A 21909-nucleotide genomic window follows, 5' to 3' on the forward strand; every position below is an offset into this window, starting at 1 on the left:
TAGTATTTCCTAAAGCTAGTAAGGAATTCTATTTATCAGACAAAGAACCATAAAAAAATATCAGACTATTGTTCCTGAAAATAGTGTTGTGTATTTTGCCGGCATCCTGATTTTGAACATGAACCCTCCAAGTGTACTACAAACCAGAAAAACTGACTTGACCGTTCGGGTTCTGATCGTTGAAGACAATTTCATTAACCAGACATTTTTATCCACCCTCCTCCGCAAATACGGAATCCCCAGTGTGGTGGTCAATAATGGGCTGGAAGCCGTTAATTTCCTAAAAAAAGAAACCGTCGATCTGATTCTGATGGACATTCAGATGCCGGTGATGGACGGCCTGACGGCGACGCAACAGATTCGGGAAGAATTAGGCTTATCGATTCCGGTGGTGGCCGTTACATCCAATCCGGAGTTCGAGGTACGGCCCCGGTGTCAGGAAGCCGGCATGGATGATTTTCTGGCAAAACCAATTCAAAAAAAACAACTGGAGGCCATTCTGGAGCGGTTTTTACCCCGAAAAGACGAACAGACCCCGGTGGTCGATCAAACGTATTTACGGGAAATAACCGGTGGTGATCACGATTTAATCAACGACCTGATTGCCTTTTTTAAAGTAGAACTCCCGATCAACAAGCAGGCCCTGTTCGAGGCTCTGGACCAGAATAACCGCGATGAGTTCGACCACCTGGCCCACCGTTTCCGCTCGTCGCTCAACTCCGTCGCCATGCTCGACATTGCCGCCGGGCTAAAAAAGATTGAGAAAAATCCGGCCCTGACCGACCAGGAAGTTCGGGAAAACCTGACGGATTTATTCCGGCAAATTGCAGTTGGTCTCGAAACGCTGGAAGTGCTGATCAAGCGCTGACCCGGTTAAATCGATCCGCGAACGATCAGCTTACTCTCCAGAACCACCCGTTCGAAAGCAGTCCTTGAATTTTTTAACTCACTGAAAATCAACTCAACGGCCCGCACCCCCATTTCGAAAGCCGGTTGCGAAACCGAACTCAGGGGCGGATCGAGTAACTCGTTGGTCGGTTCATTGTAGAACCCGATAATCGCCAGTTCGTCCGGAATCCGGATGCCTTTCCGTTTTGCCATCACCAGCGCCCATTGGGCAATCTGATCGCTGTAGGCCAGAACCGCGTCGGGTCGTTCCGGCGAATCGAGCAGGTCGTTCAGCGATGCAATCATCGCTTCTTTGTCCAGACTCACCACCCGGATCAAACGTTCGTCGGGCGTCACCCCCGCATCGTTCAAAGCCTGCTGATAGCCTTCGAGTCGCTTCCGGCTAATCTGAAGATTCATTGGGCCGCCGAGGTAAGCAATCCGTTTCCGCCCCTGCTGAATCAAAACCGCAACGGCTTCACAGGCTGCTTTGTGGTTATCGATGGTCACTTTTGAACAATTGATTTCCTCACAATCGCGATTGAACAGCACCAGCGGGACGTTCTTGCTCTGAATCCTGCGTAGATGATCGAATTGCGTGGTGTTGGCCGAAACCGACAGAATAATGCCCGAAACCCGCGAACTCAACAAACTCTGCACCTGCCGCACTTCCTTCTCATAGCTGTCGTCAGTCTGACAGATCAGCAACTGATAGCCGTGCCGCTCCGATACGTCGACCATGCCCGGTATGGCCTGTGAATACAGCGAATACGTGATTTTTGGAACCACCACACCAATGGTGTTGCTCCGGCGGTTGAGGAGTTGAAAAGCCAGTTGGTTCGGCTCGTATTCCAGTTGCCCGGCCAGTTCAAAAACCGCCTGCTTGGTGCTGTCCTTGATATCCGGATGATTCCGGAGCGCCCGCGAAACCGTCGAAATCGAAATGCCGAGTTGGGTAGCAATGGTTTTCAGGGTGATCTCTTCCATGGTGTGGTTCTCCGAATAATCTAATCATTGCCGGTGCTGCTAAACTGCAAATTATCCCGGCAACATCAAATAAATTTCAAGCCTTCCGAAATCTAAAAAATATGCAAAGGTTTGCGGCAAGGATTGCAGAAATATTTTAGAAGTTTTTCTTGAAAAGACAGAATATTCACCAATGATTTGAGAAATAATACGAATATACTAGAATCCCAACCACTTAGTTCATCCCGATAAAATACAATACATTATGAACAGAAACAGCTACCCTCTGAGCCGGCTTTCGCTCTTCATTCTCCTTTTGGTTGTTATCAGCCGCGAGGGATATTCCCAGATCACGGCGTCGGCGGCCGGAACGAATCCCGGCAAAACAGGGATCACACAAACCGCTTTCGGCGTAAAAGGGCGTGTGACGTCCGAAAAAGGCGAAGCGCTGGTGGGCGTGAACGTCATCCTGAAAGGCACCAGCATCGGCATGACCACCGACGCCAACGGCGATTACGCCATCAACGTCCCCGACGGTTCTTCGACGCTGGTGTTCAGTTTTATCGGGTACAAAAAGCAGGAAATTCTGGTCGGTAACCAGAGTATTCTGAACGTCACCCTGGCTCCCGACGACCAGACGCTGAACGAGGTGGTGGTCACGGCGTATAGTTCGCAGCGCAAAAAAGACATTACCGGGGCCGTTTCGGTGGTAAACGTGAGCGACATGACAAAGCAGCCGACCGGTTTTCTGACCAACCAGTTGCAGGGACAGGCCGCCGGGGTGACAGTAATCTCGTCGGGGCAACCGGGCAGCGATCCGCAAATCCGGATTCGCGGCATCAACACGTTCGGGAACAATACTCCGCTGTACATCGTCGATGGGGTGCCGACCCAGAACATTACCAACCTGAATCCCAACGATGTCGGCTCCATCCAGGTCCTGAAAGATGCCGGAGCGGCTTCCATTTACGGGTCGCGGGCGTCTAACGGGGTGATTATCATTACGACCAAGAAAGGCCACGGCAAAGTCAATGTCCAGTACGATGGCTATTACGGCATTCAGCAACCCCGAAGCGGCAACGTCTGGAACCTGCTGAATCCGCAGGAAGAGGCCAATCTGCGCTGGGTAGCCAACAAAAATTCGGGCATTCCGATCAACGATCCGATGTATGGCAACGGCGCAACGCCGGTTTTACCGGATTACATTCTGCCATTGGGGAAAATGGAGGGTGATCCGGCGGTCGATCCGGCAAAATATTACGTCAATCCAAACTACACCAGCGCCGACGATTACAACTCGTTTTACCGCATCATCAAAGCCAACAAATCTGGTACCGACTGGTTTCACGAAGTGTTCAAACCGGCCACCAACGCCAGCCACAACATCACGGTCAATGGGGGAACCGAACGCGGAAGCTACTTATTTTCACTAAATTACCTCCACCAGGAAGGCACTTTGCTGAGTACGTACCTCAAACGGTATTCGCTCCGCTCCAACACCCAGTTCAACGTTTCCGACCACGTCCGCATCGGTGAAAACCTCACGTATACCATCAACCAGAACCCCAAAATCGACGAATTTGCCAATAATAATGTCATTTCGGTGACCTACGCGATGGCGCCCATCCTACCGGTTTACGACATCAAGGGCAATTACGCGGGGGCTTTCAACACGGGATATAACGGCAACAATCCAGTGGCCAACCTCCAGCGTCAGGCCCGCAGCAACCGCGACATGGGGCACCGGTTGTTCGGCAATATGTATGCCGAAGTCGATTTCCTGAAATACTTCACCCTGCGCACCAATTTCGGGGGCGAAACCTACTTCAACTCGGCCCGGTCATTCTGGTATCCGATGTACGAAAACCCGGAAAATTCCAACACCAATTCCTATTCCCAAAGCGCGAACAACGGGTATACCTGGACCTGGACCAACACGCTGACTTTTCAGAAACAATTTGGCACCGATCACGACCTGAAAACCGTCGTCGGGACGGAAGCGTACCAGAACATTTTCGAAAACCTCGGTGGAACCACCCTGAGTTATTTCACCTTCGACCCAAATTACACGACGCTTTCGACCGGTTCGGGCATCCAGACCAACTACAGCGGCCGCAGTCGGGAAACGCTGCGCTCCGAGTTCGGGCGGGTGGATTACAGTTTTCGGGATACGTATTTGCTGAGCGGAACCATCCGGCGCGACGGTTCTTCCAAATTCGTTCAATACCAATACGGCTGGTTCCCGGCGGTAAGCGCGGGTTGGCGGGTGTCGAAAGAGCGCTTCATGACGGGAATCAAATGGCTTTCCGACCTCAAACTCCGCGCAAGCTGGGGCATCATGGGTAATCAGTTGAACGTGAACGCCAACAACGGGTATTACACGTTTGTGATGGACAAAAGTGCTTCGTATTATGATCTGGGCCGCACGAACAACTCCAACATGGCCGGTTTTCAGGTGGGCCAGATTGGCAACCCGAACGCCAAATGGGAGAAAAACATCAACGCCAACCTCGGAATCGACGCGACCTTGCTGAACGGAGCCATCGACATTACGGCGGATTTTTTCCGGAAAGATATCAAGGATCTGCTCTACAATCCGGCCATTCCGGGAACGCAGGGCGTGGGGACGGTGCCATTTGTCAACATTGCGGGCGTAAAAAATATCGGACTTGACTTATCCATCAACGGGCATAAATCCTTCAGCAATGGCCTGAAAATGAACGTCGGACTGACCTTTACGACCTACAAAAATGAGGTGACGCAGGTGACCGACAACACCAATTTCTTCTACTCGACGGGTCGGCAGCACAATGGAATTGATTTTGTGCGCAACGAAGTCGGCCATCCGATCGGTTCGTTTTACGGCTACCAGATCGAAGGGTTCTGGAACTCGACGGAGGAGTTGAACAACGCCAACGCAAAGGCGCAACAGGCCACCGGCAACCCGACGGCGGTTTATCAGACCGATCAGGCCCTGGGTCGTTTCCGCTATGCCGACGCCAACGGCGATGGCCGGATTACACCCGAAGACCGGGTTTTTCTGGGCAATCCCAACCCGGATTTTAACTACGGTATCAACCTCGGCCTGACCTACAAACAATTCGACCTGAGCGCCTTTTTCTACGGTGTACAGGGCAACGACCTCTGGAACTACAACCTGTATTACACCGATTTCTACGCGTCGTTTTTACAGGCCAAGAGCAAAACCGCCTATTACGACGCCTGGACGCCCGAAAACCACAACGCGAAAGTAGCCATTCAGGAAACCAAAATGACCTTTAGCACCAACGGCGCCCCCAATTCGTATTACGTCGAAAACGGTTCCTATCTGAAACTTAAGAATCTTCAGATCGGGTATAATCTGCCGGCTTTTCTGTCTAAAAAAGTGGGGGTTGAGAAACTGCGGGTTTATGTGCAGACGGCCAACCTGTTCACACTTACCCAATACACCGGTCTTGATCCGGAAATCAGCGGTTCGGCGGTCAGTTTCGGCGTCGACCGGGGTGTTTATCCCAACGACCGCCAGTTTTTAATGGGACTTCAGCTTAGTTTTTAACGACAAAAAATCATCACGATGAAACCTATACGATTGATTCTGTTGCTGCTCACCGCTGTCGGTTTTTCCACGCAGTCGTGCAAAGAAGATTTTCTGGATTATACCCCACAGGGGGCGTTGAGTGAAGAGGTTCTGGCCACCAAAGCCGGGGTGACGTCTTTATTGATTGGTGCCTATGCCGCGCTGGATGGGCAAGGCGCCTACGGGGGAAACATCAGTGGCGGCACGGCCTGGGCTACGCCACCCGACAACTGGATTTACGGCAGCGAATACGGCGGTGAAGCCCACGCCAACGCGCTGGCCACCAGCATCGAAGCGACCAACGCGTTTTTCAACGAAAAATGGAAAGCCGATTACGCGGGGGTTAGCCGCTGCAATGCCGTGTTGCGGGTGGTGGTCAAAGCCAATGATATGACCGATGCGGAAAAGAACAACGTGATCGGGCAGGCCCGGTTCTTACGGGGCTACTTCTATTTTGACCTGAAGAAAATGTTTAACATGGTGCCGTGGATCGACGAAACGATGACGGAATACAAACAGCCCAACGACAAGGATATCTGGCCGAATGTCATGGCCGACTTCAAGTTCGGGATGGACAACATGCCCGAAATCCAGAAAGATGCGGCCAGTGCGAATAAATGGGCTGCGGCTGCGTTCCTGGCTAAATCCTATTTGTATCAGCATAAATACGCCGAAGCAAAAGCGTTGTTCGATCAGGTGATTACCAGCGGAAAAACCGCCAAAGGCCTTGCTTACGATTTGAATCCTGAATTTGAAGACAACTACCGCCCCGAGAAAGAATTGACCAGTCCCGAAGCGCTGTTCTCGGTGGAAATGTCGGCCAACGTCGGCAACGGAACCATCGCGACGGCCAATCAGGGCAGCATGCTCAACTTCCCGATCAACAGCCCCTTCCGGTGTTGCGGCAACTTCATGCCGTCGTTCGATCTGGTCAATTCATTCCGCACCAACCCGGCGACCGGTTTACCGTATCTGGATGAGTACAATGCGAACGCGATCAAAAGCGATCAGGGGATACTGTCTACACAACCGTTTACACCCGATGCCGGAACCGTCGATCCGCGTCTCGACTGGACAGCGGGCCGACGGGGGCTTCCGTTTAAAGACTGGGGCCTGATGCCGGGACAGGCCTGGATTCGGAACCAGTCGGCAACGGGTCCGTACGTCAACCTGAAGAACATTTACTGGAAAGCTACCAGCGACAAATATTACGATGGTATTTCGTGGGCACCCGGTTCGGCCATCAACTACATTGTCATCGGGTTTGCCGACGTGCTGTTGATGGCAGCCGAAACGGAAGTACAACTGGGTAATCTGGACAAAGCCCAAACCTACGTCAATCGGGTGCGCAACCGGGCGGCCAATCCGGCGGGATTCCTCTATAAATACCTGGATGACGCCAAGCCGGAAGCCGGTTTTTCGAAGACGCCAGCCGCCAACTACAAGGTTGCTCCCTATCCCACCGGAACGTTCGCGGCTGGCGGAAAAGACTTTGCGTTAAAGGCGGTTTATTTCGAGCGAAAACTGGAATTAGCCATGCAGGGCCACCGGTTTTTCGATCTGGTGCGCTGGGGCATTGCGGATAAAATGCTGAACAGTTATTATGCCTATGAATCGAAGCTGGTCACGGAAACCATCGGCATGAGTTTTATTCCGAATAAAAACGAATATTATCCGATTCCACAGGCCCAGATCGACATCAGTACCATCAACGGGAAGCCCACGTTGATCCAGAATCCGGGGTATAAATAAAATGCTTTAGCTCATTCCCGATTGTAAAATGATCCGGCGAAAGTACCCCGGAGGGGTGCAATGTCAATAGCCCATTACCCGGGCCACCCGTTTAGCTCCGGAGGAGCGTCCTGAATTAATGAGCTTTTTTAGGACGCTCCTCCGGAGCTTGGAAATAATGTTTATCAGACTTTTTCTATGAACATTGAGCCCCTCTGGAGTCGGTTTATCCAAAAGTAACACTTGATTAATGAAACAACCGTATCGGTATTTAATGCTCTTCTTATGGTTCGGGATACTGCATCCCTTCCAGATCCTGGCGCAGAAGGAACGCAATCTGTTAAGCCGATTTTCGACAGACGAAATCGCACGTTCGCTGCTGCCCCGGGAGCAATGGAAACCGTTTCCGAAAACCGGTGCTGAATGGCAAAAAATACTGCCCGATTCTGTCCGAAATTCCATCATTCTGGACGCTGAAAAATACCTTCAGGCTCCGTTCGAGTCCATTCCCGCGTCGCTGATGCTGGAATACCAGCGAACCGGCATTCGCATTCATTACGAAAACGTTTCGCTCAAAAAACGAGCGCAGGTATTTACGCTGCTGCTGGCCGAAGTGATGGACAATAAAGGCCGGTTCATGGATGCCATTACGGACGGAATCTGGTCAATTTGTGAAGAGAGTTTCTGGGGTGTTCCGGCGCATTTATACCAGCAGAAAGCCGGTCTGGGTTTGGTCGATATGGAAGACCCATCGGTCGATTTATTCGTCAGTGATACCGGAACCCTTTTAGCATTAGCCGATTACTTTTTAGGGCCGCAGTTGGACCGCATTTCACCACTCATTCGAAAACGGATTTACAACGAGGTGAACACCCGGATGTTTACGCCGTTCGAGAAAGACAGCGGGCGATATTGGTATCTGCAAAAAGGGCGGAAAGAAGCACCGGTTAACAACTGGAATCCGTGGGTAATCAGCAACTGGATGGCGAGTGTATTGCTGTTGGAAAAGGACGAAACGCGACGGGCAAAAGAGCTTCGTCATGCCTTAACCTTATTGGATCATTACCTCAACTGGCTGGGCGATGACGGTGCCATCGACGAAGGGCCGAGCTACTGGAACGGTGCCATCGGGCGGCTGTTCGACGCGCTGGTGGTGCTGGAAAGTGCCTCCGCCGGTCGCCTGACGATTTATCAGGAACCGCTCATCCAGAACGCCGGAACCTACCTTTACAAAATGCACATCGCCGGCAATTATTTCATCAATGTGGCCGACGCGTCGCCCGTAGTGAACACCGATGGGGTGCAGTTGTATCGGATCGGGAAAACCGTTCAGGATACGATCATGCGCGATTTTGGAACCTGGACGTTCCACAATAGCCTCGAGAAAAAAGCCCTTTCCAATGGGTCCACCCGCCTGTCTGTGCTCTGGAATTTGCTGGCTTTTCAGGAATGCGTGAGCCGGAAAGGGCGCCCACCGATGTTGTCGGATGTCTGGTTACCAGGCATTCAGCAGATGGCGGGCCGGACACCGGGCGGTTTATTCGTGGCTTCGCACGGCGGTCACAATGCCGAAAGTCACAACCACAACGACGTTGGCGATTTTATTGTTTACGCTAACGGACAACCGGTGATCATCGATGTCGGCTTCGGCACCTATACTGCCAAAACGTTTTCCAGAGAACGGTATTCGCTTTGGTACAACAGCTCGGCGTATCATAACCTGCCGGTAATCAACGGTTTTCAGCAGGCAGCGGGTGGGCAGTACGAAGCCCGAAATGTGACATACAACAAAACCACGGGCCGCTCTTCGCTACAGATGGACCTTGCGGCTGCGTACCCGGCCGAAGCGGGTGTTCAGAAATGGCAACGAACCGTGGCCCTGGAAAAAACCACGCAAACCGTCTCCATCACGGATGAGTATGTGCTTCAACAACCTGTCCGGGAATTAACCCAAACGTTCATGACGGTTTGCCCGGTGGATCTGAGCCAGCCCGGAAAAATTCGGTTTGACATACCGGGTTCCAAACCGGTTTCGCTAGACTACGATGCCTCCGCCTGGGCCGTTAACAAAGAGCCAATGCCGGGTGACGCGCCGGACGAAAAACGCCTGGTCGAAAACTGGGGCCGTCGCCCGATCTGGCGGATTTTACTGGTTGGAAAAACCGCTAAAAAAACGGGAAAATTTACGTATCGTATCAAGCAATAACCTGACTATTCCTAAACTCAATATGAATGTTTTTTTCAAAAAAAGAGCGGTCATAAGCCTTCTTTTGGCCGCTCTTTCCCTGCCTTTTTCGGCTTTCGCTCAGGATGATCGCGCGCAACAACCGTACAGCGATCTAACGCACGAAAGCCGGGTTTTCGGGCATTCAAAATACTACCGGCTGTATCTTCCAAAAAGCTATGAAAAATCGGCGAAACGCTATCCGGTCGTCTATTTTTTTCACGGTTGGGGTGGGCGACATTCCAGTGATGACAATGCCAAACTGGAGTATGCGAAACTGAAACAACTGGTGGATCAATACGACCTGATTCTGGTGATGTGGGATGGCAACATTGACGAAAAAGAACCGCGTCCCTACAACATTGGCAACCACGAAGACGTCAAGTTTTCGGTGCAGATGAAGGATTATTTCCCGGAACTGGTTTCGTACATCGACCAGACGTACCGTACGCTAACCGATCGGAACCACCGGGGCATCATCGGGTTTAGTATGGGCGGTTTCATGTCTTTATTTTTGTCCGGCAAATATTCCGATCAGGTGTGTGCGGGTGTCAGTATGATGGGCAGTCCCGAGTTCTTTGTCGGAACGCCCGAAAATCACACGCTTTACCCCGTTCGCTACACGTTTAAAAACCTGCAGGATGTAGATTTCCGGATTCATACCAGCGATACCGACATCTTATACAATCTGAATGAAGAAGTCAAACAAGGTGCGATCTGGGAAGGAAAACCGGTCGAATTTGAGCAGTTTCCCGGCGGGCATCGGGTCGACAACGCCGGTGAAACCGTCATCTTTGAAAAAGCCCTAAAATTCATTGCGGAATCGTTTAAAAAAGAACACAAAACCCCCGAACGCTGGTCGCATTATGACCTCTATCCGAGCTTCCGTTTGTGGGGCTATTCGGTGGAAAGTAATAAACAGCAAACCGGTTTTATTTTCCTGAAAAACGTGGATAAAAAAGGGTTTGGCGGGTATACGCACCAGTGGCTACCCGACGGCCCTCCCCTGGCCATCGGCCCATTGAAAGTAACGACGGCGCCGGTGTATACGCCCAATAAAACGTATCAGATGGCCCTCTATTCCGCTTCGTCCGGGAAAACCGTGTTGAGCGAAAAACAAAGTAATTCAAGTGGTCAGTTGACGGTCGAGGTGGATGCTCTGGGCGGTGAAGTGGGGATATTTGAAAAAACCGACGCGCCGGAATGGGTTTGCCTGGATTATAAAATAGACGGAAAAAGCCGGTTTTTGAACGTCAGTTCCACGAATAAACTGGCTCTTCGTTTGTTTAACCGGGGCGGTGAAAAAGGAATTTCACAACCGATTCGGGTGGTAGTCAGCACGATGGACGGCGAAGTCGTTGTCCAAGATTCCGTCATTCAGATCAAGCCTGTTGCCGAAAATCGAATCCTGCATTTGCCTCCTCTGCGCATTGCCTGCGCTAAAAAACCGCCCCTGCACGCGGAGCCGTCGGCGGTTAAATTCAAGGTAACGGTTTATGCAGGGAATCAGGTGTTTAACGACGAGATCAACGTGCCGGTCTGGTATGATGTGCCGGTTTTCAATGAAGTTAGTGTCGATGATGGGAAGACCATTCGCGGAAAAGCCCGGGGGAAAGGCAATGCCGACGGGATGGTCAACGCGGGCGAAAACGTGATGCTGTACGAAGGGAAAAACCGGCTCCGGCTCTACCCCGAAGATCCGTGGGTCCGGGAAGTATGGGCCGACGAAATGATTCCAGCCCGCTGGCCGGACGGTTTTACGCAAAATACCGTGCTGCAAATTGCCCCCGATTGCCCGGATGGTCACCAGATCGAGTGCCTGGCCAGTTACGAAACCAAGACGTTCAACCCCATCGAGCGGAAAGTGACCTGGGGAAAAGTAAAATTTATGGTTCGCCGGAAATAACCGTTCAAAAAAACAGGGCGTCATTCGAATGACGCCCTATCGTATTTTACAAACGAGCTTCGCCTACAGCAGAAATTTAAGCCGAATCACTTCCTTCTCGTTCAGATACCGCCAGGTTCCGCGCGGCAGTTCTTTTTTGTTCAAGCCAGCGTAAACCGTCCGGTCCAGTTTGGTAACGACGTAGTCGAAGTGCTCGAAAATCCGGCGGACAATGCGGTTGCGGCCACTGTGGATTTCGATGCCGATGACCTGGGCATCCGGCGTTACAATGCCCAGATCGTCGGGTTTGATGTAGCCGTCTTCCAGTTCAAAACCGTCCCGAATCGCTTCAAAATGCTCGTTGGTCAACGGTTTGTCGAGTTCAACCTGGTATACTTTCTTGATTTCGTTCGACGGATGGGTCAGTTTCTCAACCAGCTCGCCATCGTTGGTCAGCAGCAGCAAACCGGTGGTGTTGCGGTCCAGGCGGCCCACCGGATAAATCCGGTACGGCGTAGCACCCGCCACCAGATCCATCACCGTATTGCGGTCTTCCGGATCTTCCGTCGTCGTGATGTAATCTTTCGGTTTATTCAACAGCACGTAGGTCATTTTCTCCGGATTCAGCACCCGGGTTCCGTATTTGATCACATCCGTCGGCTGTACTTTGTAGCCCATTTCGGTCACCACTTTGCCGTTCACGCTGACATCGCCTTTGGCAATCAGTTCATCGGCATCCCGACGCGAGCAAATCCCGGCGTTGGCAACATACCGGTTCAGCCGAATCAAGCCCGAATCGGCATCGCGCGGTTTTTTATCACGGTCACCGCTGCCGGCCTGCTCACGAACTTTCTCGTGACCCACCCGCTTCGGGCGTTTGTCGCGCGAACTGCGACTTCCCAGCGCCTGCTCCTTCATCTTGTCGATGTCGTACTCCGGTGCCCGCGAACGGCCCACCTGACGACCCCGACTCTCCTCGATTTTGCGTTGTTTGGCATCATCGCTGTCATCCCGGCGCTCACGGTCATAACGCGAAGGTTGATCCTCCTGACGCGGACGGTCAAACTCCCGGCGTTCCCGATCGCCCGGACGACTGTCCCGGCCAAATCCTTTGTTTTCGTCACGCGGTCCACGCGGGCGGTCGAAATCACGGCGCTCGCGGTCGGCGGGGCGCTCATCGCGCGATCCGCGGTCATCCCGACGGGGCCGATCAAACTCCCGACGCTCACCGCTAAAGGGGCGGTCGTCCCGGCGGGGCCGATCAAACTCCCGGCGTTCACGCGGTTCAGCTCCGGGTTCGGTGTTGCGGTTCTCGCGCGGTTCTCCCTCGCGGCTCCGTTCAGGGCGCTCGCCATAGCTGCGTTCCGACCCAAACCGGCTTTCCCGGCGTTCGGGCCGGTCAGATTGGGGTCTTGCCTCATCATTCCGTGACCGGTCGCCGTGTGATTTTTCACTCCCAAAGCGGCTGTTGCGGGTTTCCGACTGACCACCATTGCGGCCATAGCGGGGTTTGTCATCCCGCGAACCCGAACCGCCAAACCGGCTGCTGCGGTTGTCAGAGCGGTCATCCCGGCGGAAATCTTTATTTTCATCCCGTGGTCCGCGCGGGCGGTCGAAATCCCGGCGGGGTCCACCGCCTTCAAACCGGCCACCACGCGGGCTATCACTGCGCGGCCGTTCATCCCGGTTCCGATCCGGGCGATCCGATGACGGACCGGACGACCGGCGATCATCATTCCGTTCAAAACGCGGACGATCCGGGCGCGAACCCGCGTAATTAGCGCCACCCGCCCGGGGCCGTTCCGACCGTTTATCGTCAAACCGGCGTTCACCGGATGCAGGACGTTCTCCCCGCGGTTTGTCGAAACCCGGTTTATCGAAACTGCGCTCTTTCCGCTCATCCTTACGGTCTCCGGAGTCCTTGCGTTTGACGACGTTGCTGTAGAATTTATTCGTCGTCTCCGTCTGACCGTAGCCTCCCGATCTGCCTTCCCGGCGGCTCTGGGGCTCTTCTCTTTTTTTGCTCATAAAAGTTGCAGTATCACTACTGTAGTTATTGTAGATTCTATTGATTATCAGCCAGTTCGAAAACGCATCCTGAAATGGGCTGCAAAGTTAGCGTATTTTAATGTAACTTCTGTCTTTGTTCTGAAACGGAACACCATTTCGTCCGGAAACAATTCCTAACCTCACAACAATTCTGATTCACCTTACCAATGGCTTCTGCAACGACTTCTATACAACCTGACTCCAAAGAACCCATCTGGAAACCCGACCGGCGGCTGATCGACCAATCGCAGATGAAAAAATACCTGGACTGGCTGTTTGTCAAGAAAGGGCTGTATTTCCGCGATTACCACGACCTGTGGGACTGGTCGACCACCGACCTCGAAGATTTCTGGCGCAGCATCTGGCAGTTTTTCAACGTCCAAAGCCACCGCGATTACCAGGACGTGATCGAAAAACCGGCTTCAGGCATGATCGGAACCCGCTGGTTTACCGGAGCCACCCTAAACTACGCCGAACATATTTTCCGCAACAAAACCAGCGAACGTCCGGCCATCCTTTTCCAGTCGGAACAACAGTCACTGACGTCGCTGAGCTGGTCGGAATTGGAACAGCAGGTGACGGCCATCGCCCATTTTCTGCGCGAAAACAACGTCCGGCCCGGCGACCGTGTCGTGTCGGTGCTGCCCAACACCCCGGAAGCCGTCGTGGCCTTTCTGGCCACCAACAGCGTAGGCGCCATCTGGTCAAGCTGTTCACCGGATTTTGGCACGCCCAGCATCATCGACCGCTTCCGGCAAATCGAGCCGAAAGTGCTCTTTGCCATCGATGGCTACCAATATAACGGAAAACCGATCGACAAAACCGACGCGCTGAGCGACTTGCAGACGGCCCTGCCCACGCTAAAGAAAGTGGTCTGGGTAGCCAATCTCGATCCTGATTTCGAACCGCCGACCGGCCCCCGCAGCAAGTCGGTTTTGTGGAACTCGGTCTTGCAAACCAACACGGCAATTCCCCTGGTTTTTGAACCGGTTCCGTTCGAACACCCAATCTGGATTCTGTTTTCGTCGGGAACAACCGGCAAACCAAAGGCCATCACCCACAGCGTCGGGGGCTGTTTGCTCGAACACCTGAAAGCGCTGGCCCTGCACCAGGACGTTCAGCCCGGCGACCGGTATTTCTGGTATTCCACAACGGGCTGGATGATGTGGAATTATTCGGTAGCATCGCTGCTGGTCGGGGCTACACTGGTCATTTACGACGGTTCGGCGGGATATCCGAACATGGACGTACTCTGGAATCTGGCCGAGCGCGCGCGGGTCAATCATTTCGGAGCGGGAGCCGCTTACCTGCTGGCCTGTATGCGGGCGGGGCTGTCCTACCTCGGAAGTTCAAAATTAGTTCACCTGAAAACCATCGGCTCCACGGGTTCGCCCCTGCCGCCCGAGGGTTTCCGCTGGGTGTATGAATCGGTCAAAAAAGACGTCTGGCTGGTGTCGCTCAGTGGTGGTACGGACATTTGCAGCGGTTTTGTCGGCGGCTGCCCGCTGCTACCGGTTTACGAAGGCGAAATTCAGTGCCGGATGCTGGGGTGTAAACTCGAATCGTTCGACGAAAACGCGAAACCGATCCGCAACGAGCTGGGCGAAATGGTGATTCTGGAACCCATGCCGTCGATGCCGATCTATTTCTGGAATGACAACCCCAATGATCCGGCGGGTAACCAGCGCTACAAATCCAGTTACTTTGACCAGTATGTGGGCATCTGGCGGCACGGCGACTGGATCAAAATTACCGACCGCAAAACCGTCGTCATCTACGGTCGCTCCGACGCCACGCTCAACCGCGACGGTGTTCGGATCGGCACGAGTGAGGTGTACAGCGCCGTCGAGAGCGTTCCCGATGTAGCCGACAGCCTTGTGGTTTGCCTCGAACTCCCCGGCGGACGGTATTTTATGCCGCTCTTTGTAGTGCTTAAAGGCCAGACCACCGATCCGGCGACCGAACTCAACGCGGAAATGGCGCAGCGAATCCGGTTGGCCCTCCGGACGCAATACAGCCCCCGGCACGTTCCCGATGCCATTTTTCAGGTACCGGAAATACCGTATACGATCAGCGGGAAAAAAGTGGAAGCCCCCGTTAAAAAGATTCTGATGGGCATCTCACCCGAACGGGTAACGAGCCGCGATACGCTCCGGAATCCGTCGGCGCTGGACACCTTCATTCTATTGGCGGACAGTATGAAATCCGATTTGTTGGTGAAATAGGAGAGTCGGAATAAATTCTATATCTTTCATTCAATTTCGGCAAACATTTTGCCCGTCTTTTATCGTTATGCAGTCAGTACTCACGGACTTCCGGGCGGTCCGGTTTTGTGCGTATAAGTCGAATAAATTAGTATCAACAACCTATAGAATGTTTTGCGGATGACAGTCCGTGGGTACGGCTATGAGAGAACCTGAACGCGAAAAAATTCAGAACGACAAGGCGACCGTCCGGTTGCCGATGCTCCTGGGCATCACACTGGCAGCCGGTGTATTGATCGGCGCTACGTTTTTTAGTGGTGGAAAAAGCCTCAACAACATCGGACGTGGGTATTCAAAATTCAAGGAAGTTCTTCAACTGATTGAGAATAACTATGTTGACTCGGTCAACACGGACGATCTGGTGGATTATTCCATCTCCAAAATGCTGGAGAAACTGGACCCGCACACCACCTACATGAACCCGACCGATGCCGTGGCCGCCCGCACCCAACTGGAAGGCGGTTTTGACGGGATCGGCGTCGAATTCAACATTTATAAAGACACGGTTTACGTCGTGACTCCCATGGCCGGTGGCCCGTCCGAAACCGCCGGCATTCTGAGTGGTGATAAAATCATCAAGGTCGACGAGACCGACATGACCGGCAGCAAACTGGACAATGCCTTGGTTTTCAAAAAACTGCGCGGCAAAAAGGGTTCATCCGTGAAGCTGTTCGTCCTGCGCAAAGGCGAGAAAAAACCGCTGACGTTCACGGTTCAGCGCGACCGGATTCCGACGTACTCGGTTGATGCGGCTTACATGATCGATGACAAAACCGGATATATCAAAGTAAACCGGTTCTCGGAAACGACCTACGACGAGTTCAAAAAAGCCCTGGGAACCCTGAAGCAAAAAGGCATGAGCCAGATGGTGCTCGACCTGCGCAACAACCCCGGCGGTTACATGGATCGGGCAACGAGCCTGGCCGACGAATTCATTTCCGGTGATAAACTGCTGGTGTATACGGATGGCAAGGATGATCGCTATGATCGCCAGACCAAAGCCCGCATTGCCGGTCAGTTTGAAGAAGGCCCGGTGATCGTGCTGATGGACGAAGGAAGCGCGTCGGCGTCGGAGATTGTGGCCGGTGCCTTGCAGGATCAGGACCGGGCGTTGATTGTCGGACGGCGGTCGTTTGGCAAAGGGCTGGTGCAAATGCCGGTGATGCTGTCCGACGGTTCCGAATTGCGGCTGACGATCTCCCGGTATTACACGCCAAGCGGCCGGAGCATTCAGAAACCGTATGTAGCCGGTCACGGTGAAGACTACGAGAAAGAGCTGGAAGCGCGGTCGAAGAGCGGGGAATATTACATCGCCGACAGCATCAAGAACAACGCGAAATATAAATTCAAAACATCGGGGGGCCGGACGGTTTTCGGAGCCGGTGGCATCACGCCCGATGTGTTCGTACCCCGCGATACGCTGTTCATGACCAAGTACCTGATTCAGTTGTTCAACAAAAACATTGTGCGGGAACAGGCGATGGAATACGCCAACGATCACCGCAAACAACTGGAAAAAGACGGTTTCAACAGCTACAAGAAGAATTTTGTAATCACGGACGCCATGCTGAAACGCCTGACCGATGACGCTACGGCGCAGGGCATCAAGTTTAACGAAGCCGAATACAAGCGGTCGAAGAAATACATCCAGACGCAGTTGAAAGCCTACATCGCGCAGTATGCGTGGCGGCAGGGCCACCGCGACGGTCTCAACAACGAGTTTTTCGAAATGCTGTCGGAAGGCGACGAAACGTACAAGAAGGCGCTCACGCTCTTTGCCCAGGCCCGAAGCCTGGAGCGAGGCAATTACACGTCGCAGAAATAAAAAAGTGGGCGGGATTCAAATCCCGCCCACTTTCATTTGTTCCCGGTGCCACCTGGTCCTGGTACCGCACCAGCCGAATTTCCCTAAAAGTCCGTTTTATCACATCAACACCTTCCTGAAAAAAGACGAATACCATAATATTACATTAAAGGTATACTTCTATGATGTGGTTGCTCAATCAAATTAATCAGTTTGCCCCCCTTAGTCTGGAAGGACAAGCGGCATTGGCCGGTATGTTAGTCCGAAAAGAAGTGCCGAAAGGGTATTTTCTGTTAGAACAGGGACAAATCTGCCGGTATCTGTATATACTGGAAAAAGGCTTTGCCAGAGGCTATTACAGGCAGGATGGCAAGGATATTAGCTTGTGGTTCGCTTTCGAAGGCGATATGCTAGCCTCGCTGTATTCCTTCGTGACCTTCAAGCCCAGTTATACGAATATTGAAATTCTGGAAGACAGCATTATCAGCGGAATCAGCTACGAGCAACTCAACGAACTCTATCAAAACTACCCGGAATTTAACCTCATCGGGCGGTTGATTACCCAGAAATACTTCATCGAACTGGAAGAACGTACGCTATCTTTCCAATTTCAGACAGCGTCGGAGCGATATCATCAGCTGATCGAAAAGCATCCTCAGCTCCTGCAAAAAGCATCACTAGGTCATATTGCTTCCTTCCTGGGCATTTCGCAGGAAACCCTAAGCCGAATTCGGGCAAAAAAATGAAGGAGACATGTCGATTTTGACTTTTGTCAAAAGAAGTCTGTGGATCAGCCTTGAACTTTGTCCCGCTATCGGCCCAGCTGATCGGACAATCCGCCCAACCTGATCAGCATACGTTGCAGGTATCCCGTTGCCTGTTGATAACCGGTAAATTCCAGCGGTTGGCCTACAATTCAGGCGAGCGGTTTTTAGCAGGTTGATCGATGGGTATACTGAATCTACGTTTGGGCTTTTCAGCGGCTGGTTCAAAAGGCAACCCTGTCTCGTAGTTATCAACATGAAATCGATCGACAATCACTTTATCTTAACCGGATCAACCGGCGTTTTAGGTTCACACCTTATGTATGAACTCATGTTACGCATTCACGAAAGTGGCTATACCGGGCAATTAATTTTATTGATACGCAGTAAGAGTACGAGATCGATTCAGGACCGGTTCGATGATTTGTTGATCCCTGATCTGATGCCCGACTATATGAAACAACTCGATATAGCGAGGCTAAAAAAAGACCATATTCAATTAATAAATTACGATATCACCAACGCTACGGATGTGACCCATTATCTGGAAAACAGACCGGAATCGTATCATCTGATTCATTGTGCAGCCTCGGTCAATTTAGGGACAACACCGGGTGCTTATGAAGAGATTAAACGGACGAATTATTATGGTACCATACAGTTAATCAAACAAGTAAGACCGTATATTTTTAAAGTAACCTACATCAGTACGGCCTTTGCCTTCAGGCCACCGTTTCTGAAAGAACAGGCCCGGGCTAATTATCGAAACCATTACGAAATATTTAAGGCTAAAATCGAGGAAGAAATCCCTGAATTAGCAGAACAATATGGATTGGAATGGCAAATCCTTCGACCCAGTATTATAGCTGGCCGATTGATTGATTCGCCCTATCATGTCATTTATCGATTTTTGGTTTTTTATCTGTTTGGCGCTTTTTTTTATCGTTCTAAGGACGCCTATGGGCACATGAAAATCCGGATTGCCCTGAATCCGAAAGCTGGCCTGAACATGGTTCCCGTCGATTATGCAGCGAAAGTAATTATGCGGGCTTTAAGCACGGATATCAACGATTTGAACATTGTCCACAGCCGCTATATGCCTAATGTGTTGGCGGTCCCTACGATGCTGAAAGCGGCTGACTGGACCAATTATGAGTTTGTTTCTGAAATACCGGACGATCAGAATGCCATTGAAAAACTCTATTATCGGACCGCAGGTGCCCAATTAAGCCAATACTTGCTGGCGGATGATTATTCATTCGACATGCAGGTGCTCAGAGAGCTAATGCACGATGTGGAAGAGCCCAATCTGGAAGAAAATTTCCCGGCGCTTTGCCGGTATGCAGCCGATCGAAAATTCAAGCACATGATGGATTAAGGATAAATTGCGCGGGTTCGTTACCTTTCCCGTCATAGCGTGGTTGGGGCACCGGCCTAAAAAAGCCTGACCGGCTGAAAACCGGTCAGGCTTTTTTAGGCAACCAGGAATGCATCCCGAAAACCCCATCCTGTTTTACGCAATGATAGGACCGTTTGCTTCGCCTGCTGGCTACGGCACCTACTTCATCATTTTACTGAGTTTGCCCGACGACTGCATCTGATTCATTTTCTTCATCATCTTCCGCATTTCGTCAAACTGTTTCAGCAGGTTGTTCACTTCCTGAATCGACGTACCGCTGCCGTTCGCAATGCGTTTTTTGCGGTTTCCGTCGATGATATCCGGCCGCTCGCGTTCGATCGGTGTCATGGAGCCAATGATCGCTTCAATGGGTTTGAACGAATCGTTATCGATGTCGACATCCTTCATCATCTTGCCCATGCCGGGAATCATGCCGATGAGGTCTTTGATGTTCCCCATCTTTTTGATTTGCTGCAACTGCCCCCGGAAATCGTTGAAATCGAACTTGTTCTGACGCATTTTTGAGCTAATGCGCTTGGCTTCGTCTTCATCGAATGCCTGTTGCGCCCGCTCAACGAGTGAAATCACGTCACCCATGCCCAGAATCCGGCTGGCCATCCGGTCGGGGTAGAAGATGTCAAGGGCTTCCATCTTCTCGCCCGTACTCATGAACTTGATCGGTTTCTGGACGACGCCCCGAATCGAGAGCGCGGCCCCACCGCGGGCGTCACCGTCGAGTTTGGTCAGCACCACGCCGTCGAAGTTCAGTCGGTCGTTGAAGGTCTTGGCCGTGTTGACCGCATCCTGCCCCGTCATCGAATCCACCACGAACAGCGTTTCCGACGGATTCAGGGCTTTTTTGAGGTTTTCCACCTCTTTCATCATCACCTCATCCACGGCCAGACGACCGGCGGTATCGACAATGACAACTTTCTTGCCGGTTTTGCGGGCGTGCGCCAGGGCATTCTGGGCAATCTCGACGGCATTTTTGTTTTCCGGTTCGGCATAGACCTCCACACCCACCTGTTCGCCCAGCACTTTCAACTGGTCGATGGCCGCCGGGCGGTAAATGTCGCAGGCCGTTAGCAGCACGTTGCGGCCCTGTTTTTTCAGGAAAGCTGCCAGTTTACCCGAGAACGTCGTTTTACCGGAACCCTGTAAACCCGCAATCAGAATGATGGCCGGATCGCCTTTGAGGTTGATGCCTTCGGCTTCGCCCCCCATCAGTTCGGTCAGTTCTTCCTGAACGATCTTGACGAACAGTTGCCCCGGCTCAACGGCGATCAGCACCTTGCGGTCGAGGGCTTTCTCCTTGACGCGGTCGGTAACCTCTTTGGCAACTTTGTAGTTTACGTCGGCGTCGGTCAAGGCCCGGCGCACTTCCTTAACGGTCGCGGCAACGTTGATTTCGGTAATCCGACCCTGTCCTTTTAAGGTCTTGAAAGCCTGATTAAGCTTATCCTGAAGATTTTCAAACATGATTCGATGCTTATTTACCTCTGATTCCCTCTGATCTTCTCCGATCAACTCTGTGTAAAAATTGAGCGAACTATTACACAGAGTTGATCGGAGAAGATCAGAGGGAATCAGAGAATTGCAAAGTTAATGAATTTTAGGAGAGGGAGGAAATGCAAAAATTTCACAACAACAACCCATGCCAGCCTTCCCGCAACTTATTTACCGCGCGGTGCAGCAGATTGCCGACGGACTGGTAGCTGAGTCCCATTACTTCGGCAATTTTATCGTTCGGCAAAGCCGCAAAAAACTTCAGGTGAACGGCTTCCTGCTGGCGGTCAGTCAGGGTTTTCAGGAGTGTTTCCAGGCGGCTGCGCTGGTAGGCCGATAATTCCGTTCGGATCAGTTCGTCTTCGAAGCTCTCGGCGTGGAGAAAACCGTCGGCCATCCCGTCTTCAAACGGTTCCGTCTGTCCCCTTCGGACGGAATCTTTATACAATTTCCGGCGTAACGATTTGAAAAGATATACGCGCACATACTCCGTCTGCGCAATGTTTCGGCGATACGTCCAGAGTTCTACAAACAGATCCTGAAGGCAATCTTTCAGCAAGTCAGCGTCGCGGGTGAACTTAAAACCGTAGTGATGCAGCGGGCGGTAGAAACGCCGGATCAGCTCTTCAAAAGCCATTTCGTCCCCCATTCGAACCTGATTCCACAGATCCGGGTCCGGTATCGTTTCTTTCATACGGACGGAAGATGAGCCATAAAAATCCAGCATTTCACGAAGATAAACCAAATGCCGTTCTTCTCAAAAAGTAGTAGTTTATCCGTAAAAATTTGCAGCGAGCTGCGAAATGTAGTCCGGATCGCCCCCAACAAAAATTTACCCGTCCGTGGGTATAC

General features: G+C 52.0%; 13 protein-coding genes. 9 read left to right on the top strand and 4 right to left on the bottom strand.

Annotation, left to right across the window (positions count from 1 at the left end; all coding sequences use genetic code 11):
- Positions 1-157: 157 nt before the first annotated feature.
- Positions 158-868 carry a response regulator gene (locus FH871_RS02290; RefSeq protein WP_171062732.1) on the top strand — a complete coding sequence of 237 codons (711 nt, stop codon included), beginning with the start codon at positions 158-160 and terminating at the stop codon, positions 866-868.
- Positions 869-873: 5 nt separating this feature from the next.
- On the opposite strand, the gene FH871_RS02295 is transcribed toward FH871_RS02290, so the two are convergent.
- Complete coding sequence (locus FH871_RS02295; protein ID WP_138989709.1) at positions 874-1875, bottom strand: LacI family DNA-binding transcriptional regulator; 1002 nt, start codon at positions 1873-1875, stop codon at positions 874-876.
- A gap of 244 nt (positions 1876-2119) precedes the next feature.
- Here FH871_RS02295 and FH871_RS02300 point away from each other — a divergent pair, with 244 nt between their 5' ends.
- The 4 genes from FH871_RS02300 to FH871_RS02315 all read left to right on the top strand — a co-directional run bounded on the left by FH871_RS02300 (position 2120) and on the right by FH871_RS02315 (position 11292).
- On the top strand, positions 2120-5410 hold the full coding sequence (locus tag FH871_RS02300; RefSeq protein ID WP_138989710.1) for a TonB-dependent receptor: 3291 nt from the start codon (positions 2120-2122) through the stop codon (positions 5408-5410).
- Between the two features lie 18 nt (positions 5411-5428).
- Positions 5429-7183, top strand: a complete 1755-nt coding sequence (locus FH871_RS02305; protein WP_138989711.1) for a RagB/SusD family nutrient uptake outer membrane protein — start codon at positions 5429-5431, stop codon at positions 7181-7183.
- Positions 7184-7436: 253 nt separating this feature from the next.
- Positions 7437-9368: a heparinase II/III family protein gene (locus FH871_RS02310; RefSeq protein WP_171062733.1), complete on the top strand. Its 1932-nt coding sequence runs from the start codon at positions 7437-7439 to the stop codon at positions 9366-9368.
- Between the two features lie 22 nt (positions 9369-9390).
- Positions 9391-11292 carry an esterase family protein gene (locus FH871_RS02315; RefSeq protein WP_212768193.1) on the top strand — a complete coding sequence of 634 codons (1902 nt, stop codon included), beginning with the start codon at positions 9391-9393 and terminating at the stop codon, positions 11290-11292.
- Positions 11293-11355: 63 nt separating this feature from the next.
- Here the strand turns inward: FH871_RS02315 and FH871_RS02320 are convergent, their stop codons facing one another.
- A complete protein-coding gene (locus FH871_RS02320) occupies positions 11356-13299 on the bottom strand; it encodes a pseudouridine synthase (protein WP_138989714.1) in 1944 nt (647 codons plus the stop codon).
- 188 nt (positions 13300-13487) lie between these two features.
- Between FH871_RS02320 and FH871_RS02325 the strand changes: the two genes are divergently transcribed.
- From FH871_RS02325 to FH871_RS02340, 4 genes are all read left to right on the top strand, one after another.
- On the top strand, positions 13488-15545 hold the full coding sequence (locus FH871_RS02325) for an acetoacetate--CoA ligase (protein ID WP_138989715.1): 2058 nt from the start codon (positions 13488-13490) through the stop codon (positions 15543-15545).
- Between the two features lie 181 nt (positions 15546-15726).
- Positions 15727-17409: a S41 family peptidase gene (locus FH871_RS02330; RefSeq protein ID WP_138989716.1), complete on the top strand. Its 1683-nt coding sequence runs from the start codon at positions 15727-15729 to the stop codon at positions 17407-17409.
- A 161-nt stretch (positions 17410-17570) separates the two neighbouring features.
- Positions 17571-18134: a Crp/Fnr family transcriptional regulator gene (locus FH871_RS02335; RefSeq protein WP_138989717.1), complete on the top strand. Its 564-nt coding sequence runs from the start codon at positions 17571-17573 to the stop codon at positions 18132-18134.
- A gap of 274 nt (positions 18135-18408) precedes the next feature.
- Positions 18409-19530, top strand: a complete 1122-nt coding sequence (locus FH871_RS02340) for an SDR family oxidoreductase (protein ID WP_138989718.1) — start codon at positions 18409-18411, stop codon at positions 19528-19530.
- Between the two features lie 180 nt (positions 19531-19710).
- Here FH871_RS02340 and ffh read toward each other — a convergent pair whose 3' ends face one another.
- On the bottom strand, positions 19711-21030 hold the full coding sequence (ffh, locus tag FH871_RS02345) for a signal recognition particle protein (protein ID WP_114404068.1): 1320 nt from the start codon (positions 21028-21030) through the stop codon (positions 19711-19713).
- A 160-nt stretch (positions 21031-21190) separates the two neighbouring features.
- Positions 21191-21751 (bottom strand): RNA polymerase sigma factor, encoded by a 561-nt coding sequence (locus tag FH871_RS02350; protein ID WP_171062735.1) that lies wholly within the window; start codon positions 21749-21751, stop codon positions 21191-21193.
- Between the last annotated feature and the right edge of the window lie 158 nt (positions 21752-21909).

Origin of the sequence: Larkinella sp. C7 (genome assembly GCF_006149005.1) — a bacterium.
GTDB lineage: Bacteria > Bacteroidota > Bacteroidia > Cytophagales > Spirosomataceae > Larkinella.

What these genes read in the sequence shown, in the direction of transcription:
- FH871_RS02295 (WP_138989709.1), bottom strand. Translation starts at nt 1,875, where the DNA reads ATGGAAGAGATCACCCTGAAAACCATTGCTACCCAACTCGGCATTTCG.
- FH871_RS02300 (WP_138989710.1), top strand. Translation starts at nt 2,120, where the DNA reads ATGAACAGAAACAGCTACCCTCTGAGCCGGCTTTCGCTCTTCATTCTC.
- FH871_RS02305 (WP_138989711.1), top strand. Translation starts at nt 5,429, where the DNA reads ATGAAACCTATACGATTGATTCTGTTGCTGCTCACCGCTGTCGGTTTT.
- FH871_RS02310 (WP_171062733.1), top strand. Translation starts at nt 7,437, where the DNA reads ATGCTCTTCTTATGGTTCGGGATACTGCATCCCTTCCAGATCCTGGCG.
- FH871_RS02315 (WP_212768193.1), top strand. Translation starts at nt 9,391, where the DNA reads ATGAATGTTTTTTTCAAAAAAAGAGCGGTCATAAGCCTTCTTTTGGCC.
- FH871_RS02320 (WP_138989714.1), bottom strand. Translation starts at nt 13,299, where the DNA reads ATGAGCAAAAAAAGAGAAGAGCCCCAGAGCCGCCGGGAAGGCAGATCG.
- FH871_RS02325 (WP_138989715.1), top strand. Translation starts at nt 13,488, where the DNA reads ATGGCTTCTGCAACGACTTCTATACAACCTGACTCCAAAGAACCCATC.
- FH871_RS02330 (WP_138989716.1), top strand. Translation starts at nt 15,727, where the DNA reads ATGAGAGAACCTGAACGCGAAAAAATTCAGAACGACAAGGCGACCGTC.
- FH871_RS02335 (WP_138989717.1), top strand. Translation starts at nt 17,571, where the DNA reads ATGATGTGGTTGCTCAATCAAATTAATCAGTTTGCCCCCCTTAGTCTG.
- FH871_RS02340 (WP_138989718.1), top strand. Translation starts at nt 18,409, where the DNA reads ATGAAATCGATCGACAATCACTTTATCTTAACCGGATCAACCGGCGTT.
- ffh (WP_114404068.1), bottom strand. Translation starts at nt 21,030, where the DNA reads ATGTTTGAAAATCTTCAGGATAAGCTTAATCAGGCTTTCAAGACCTTA.
- FH871_RS02350 (WP_171062735.1), bottom strand. Translation starts at nt 21,751, where the DNA reads ATGAAAGAAACGATACCGGACCCGGATCTGTGGAATCAGGTTCGAATG.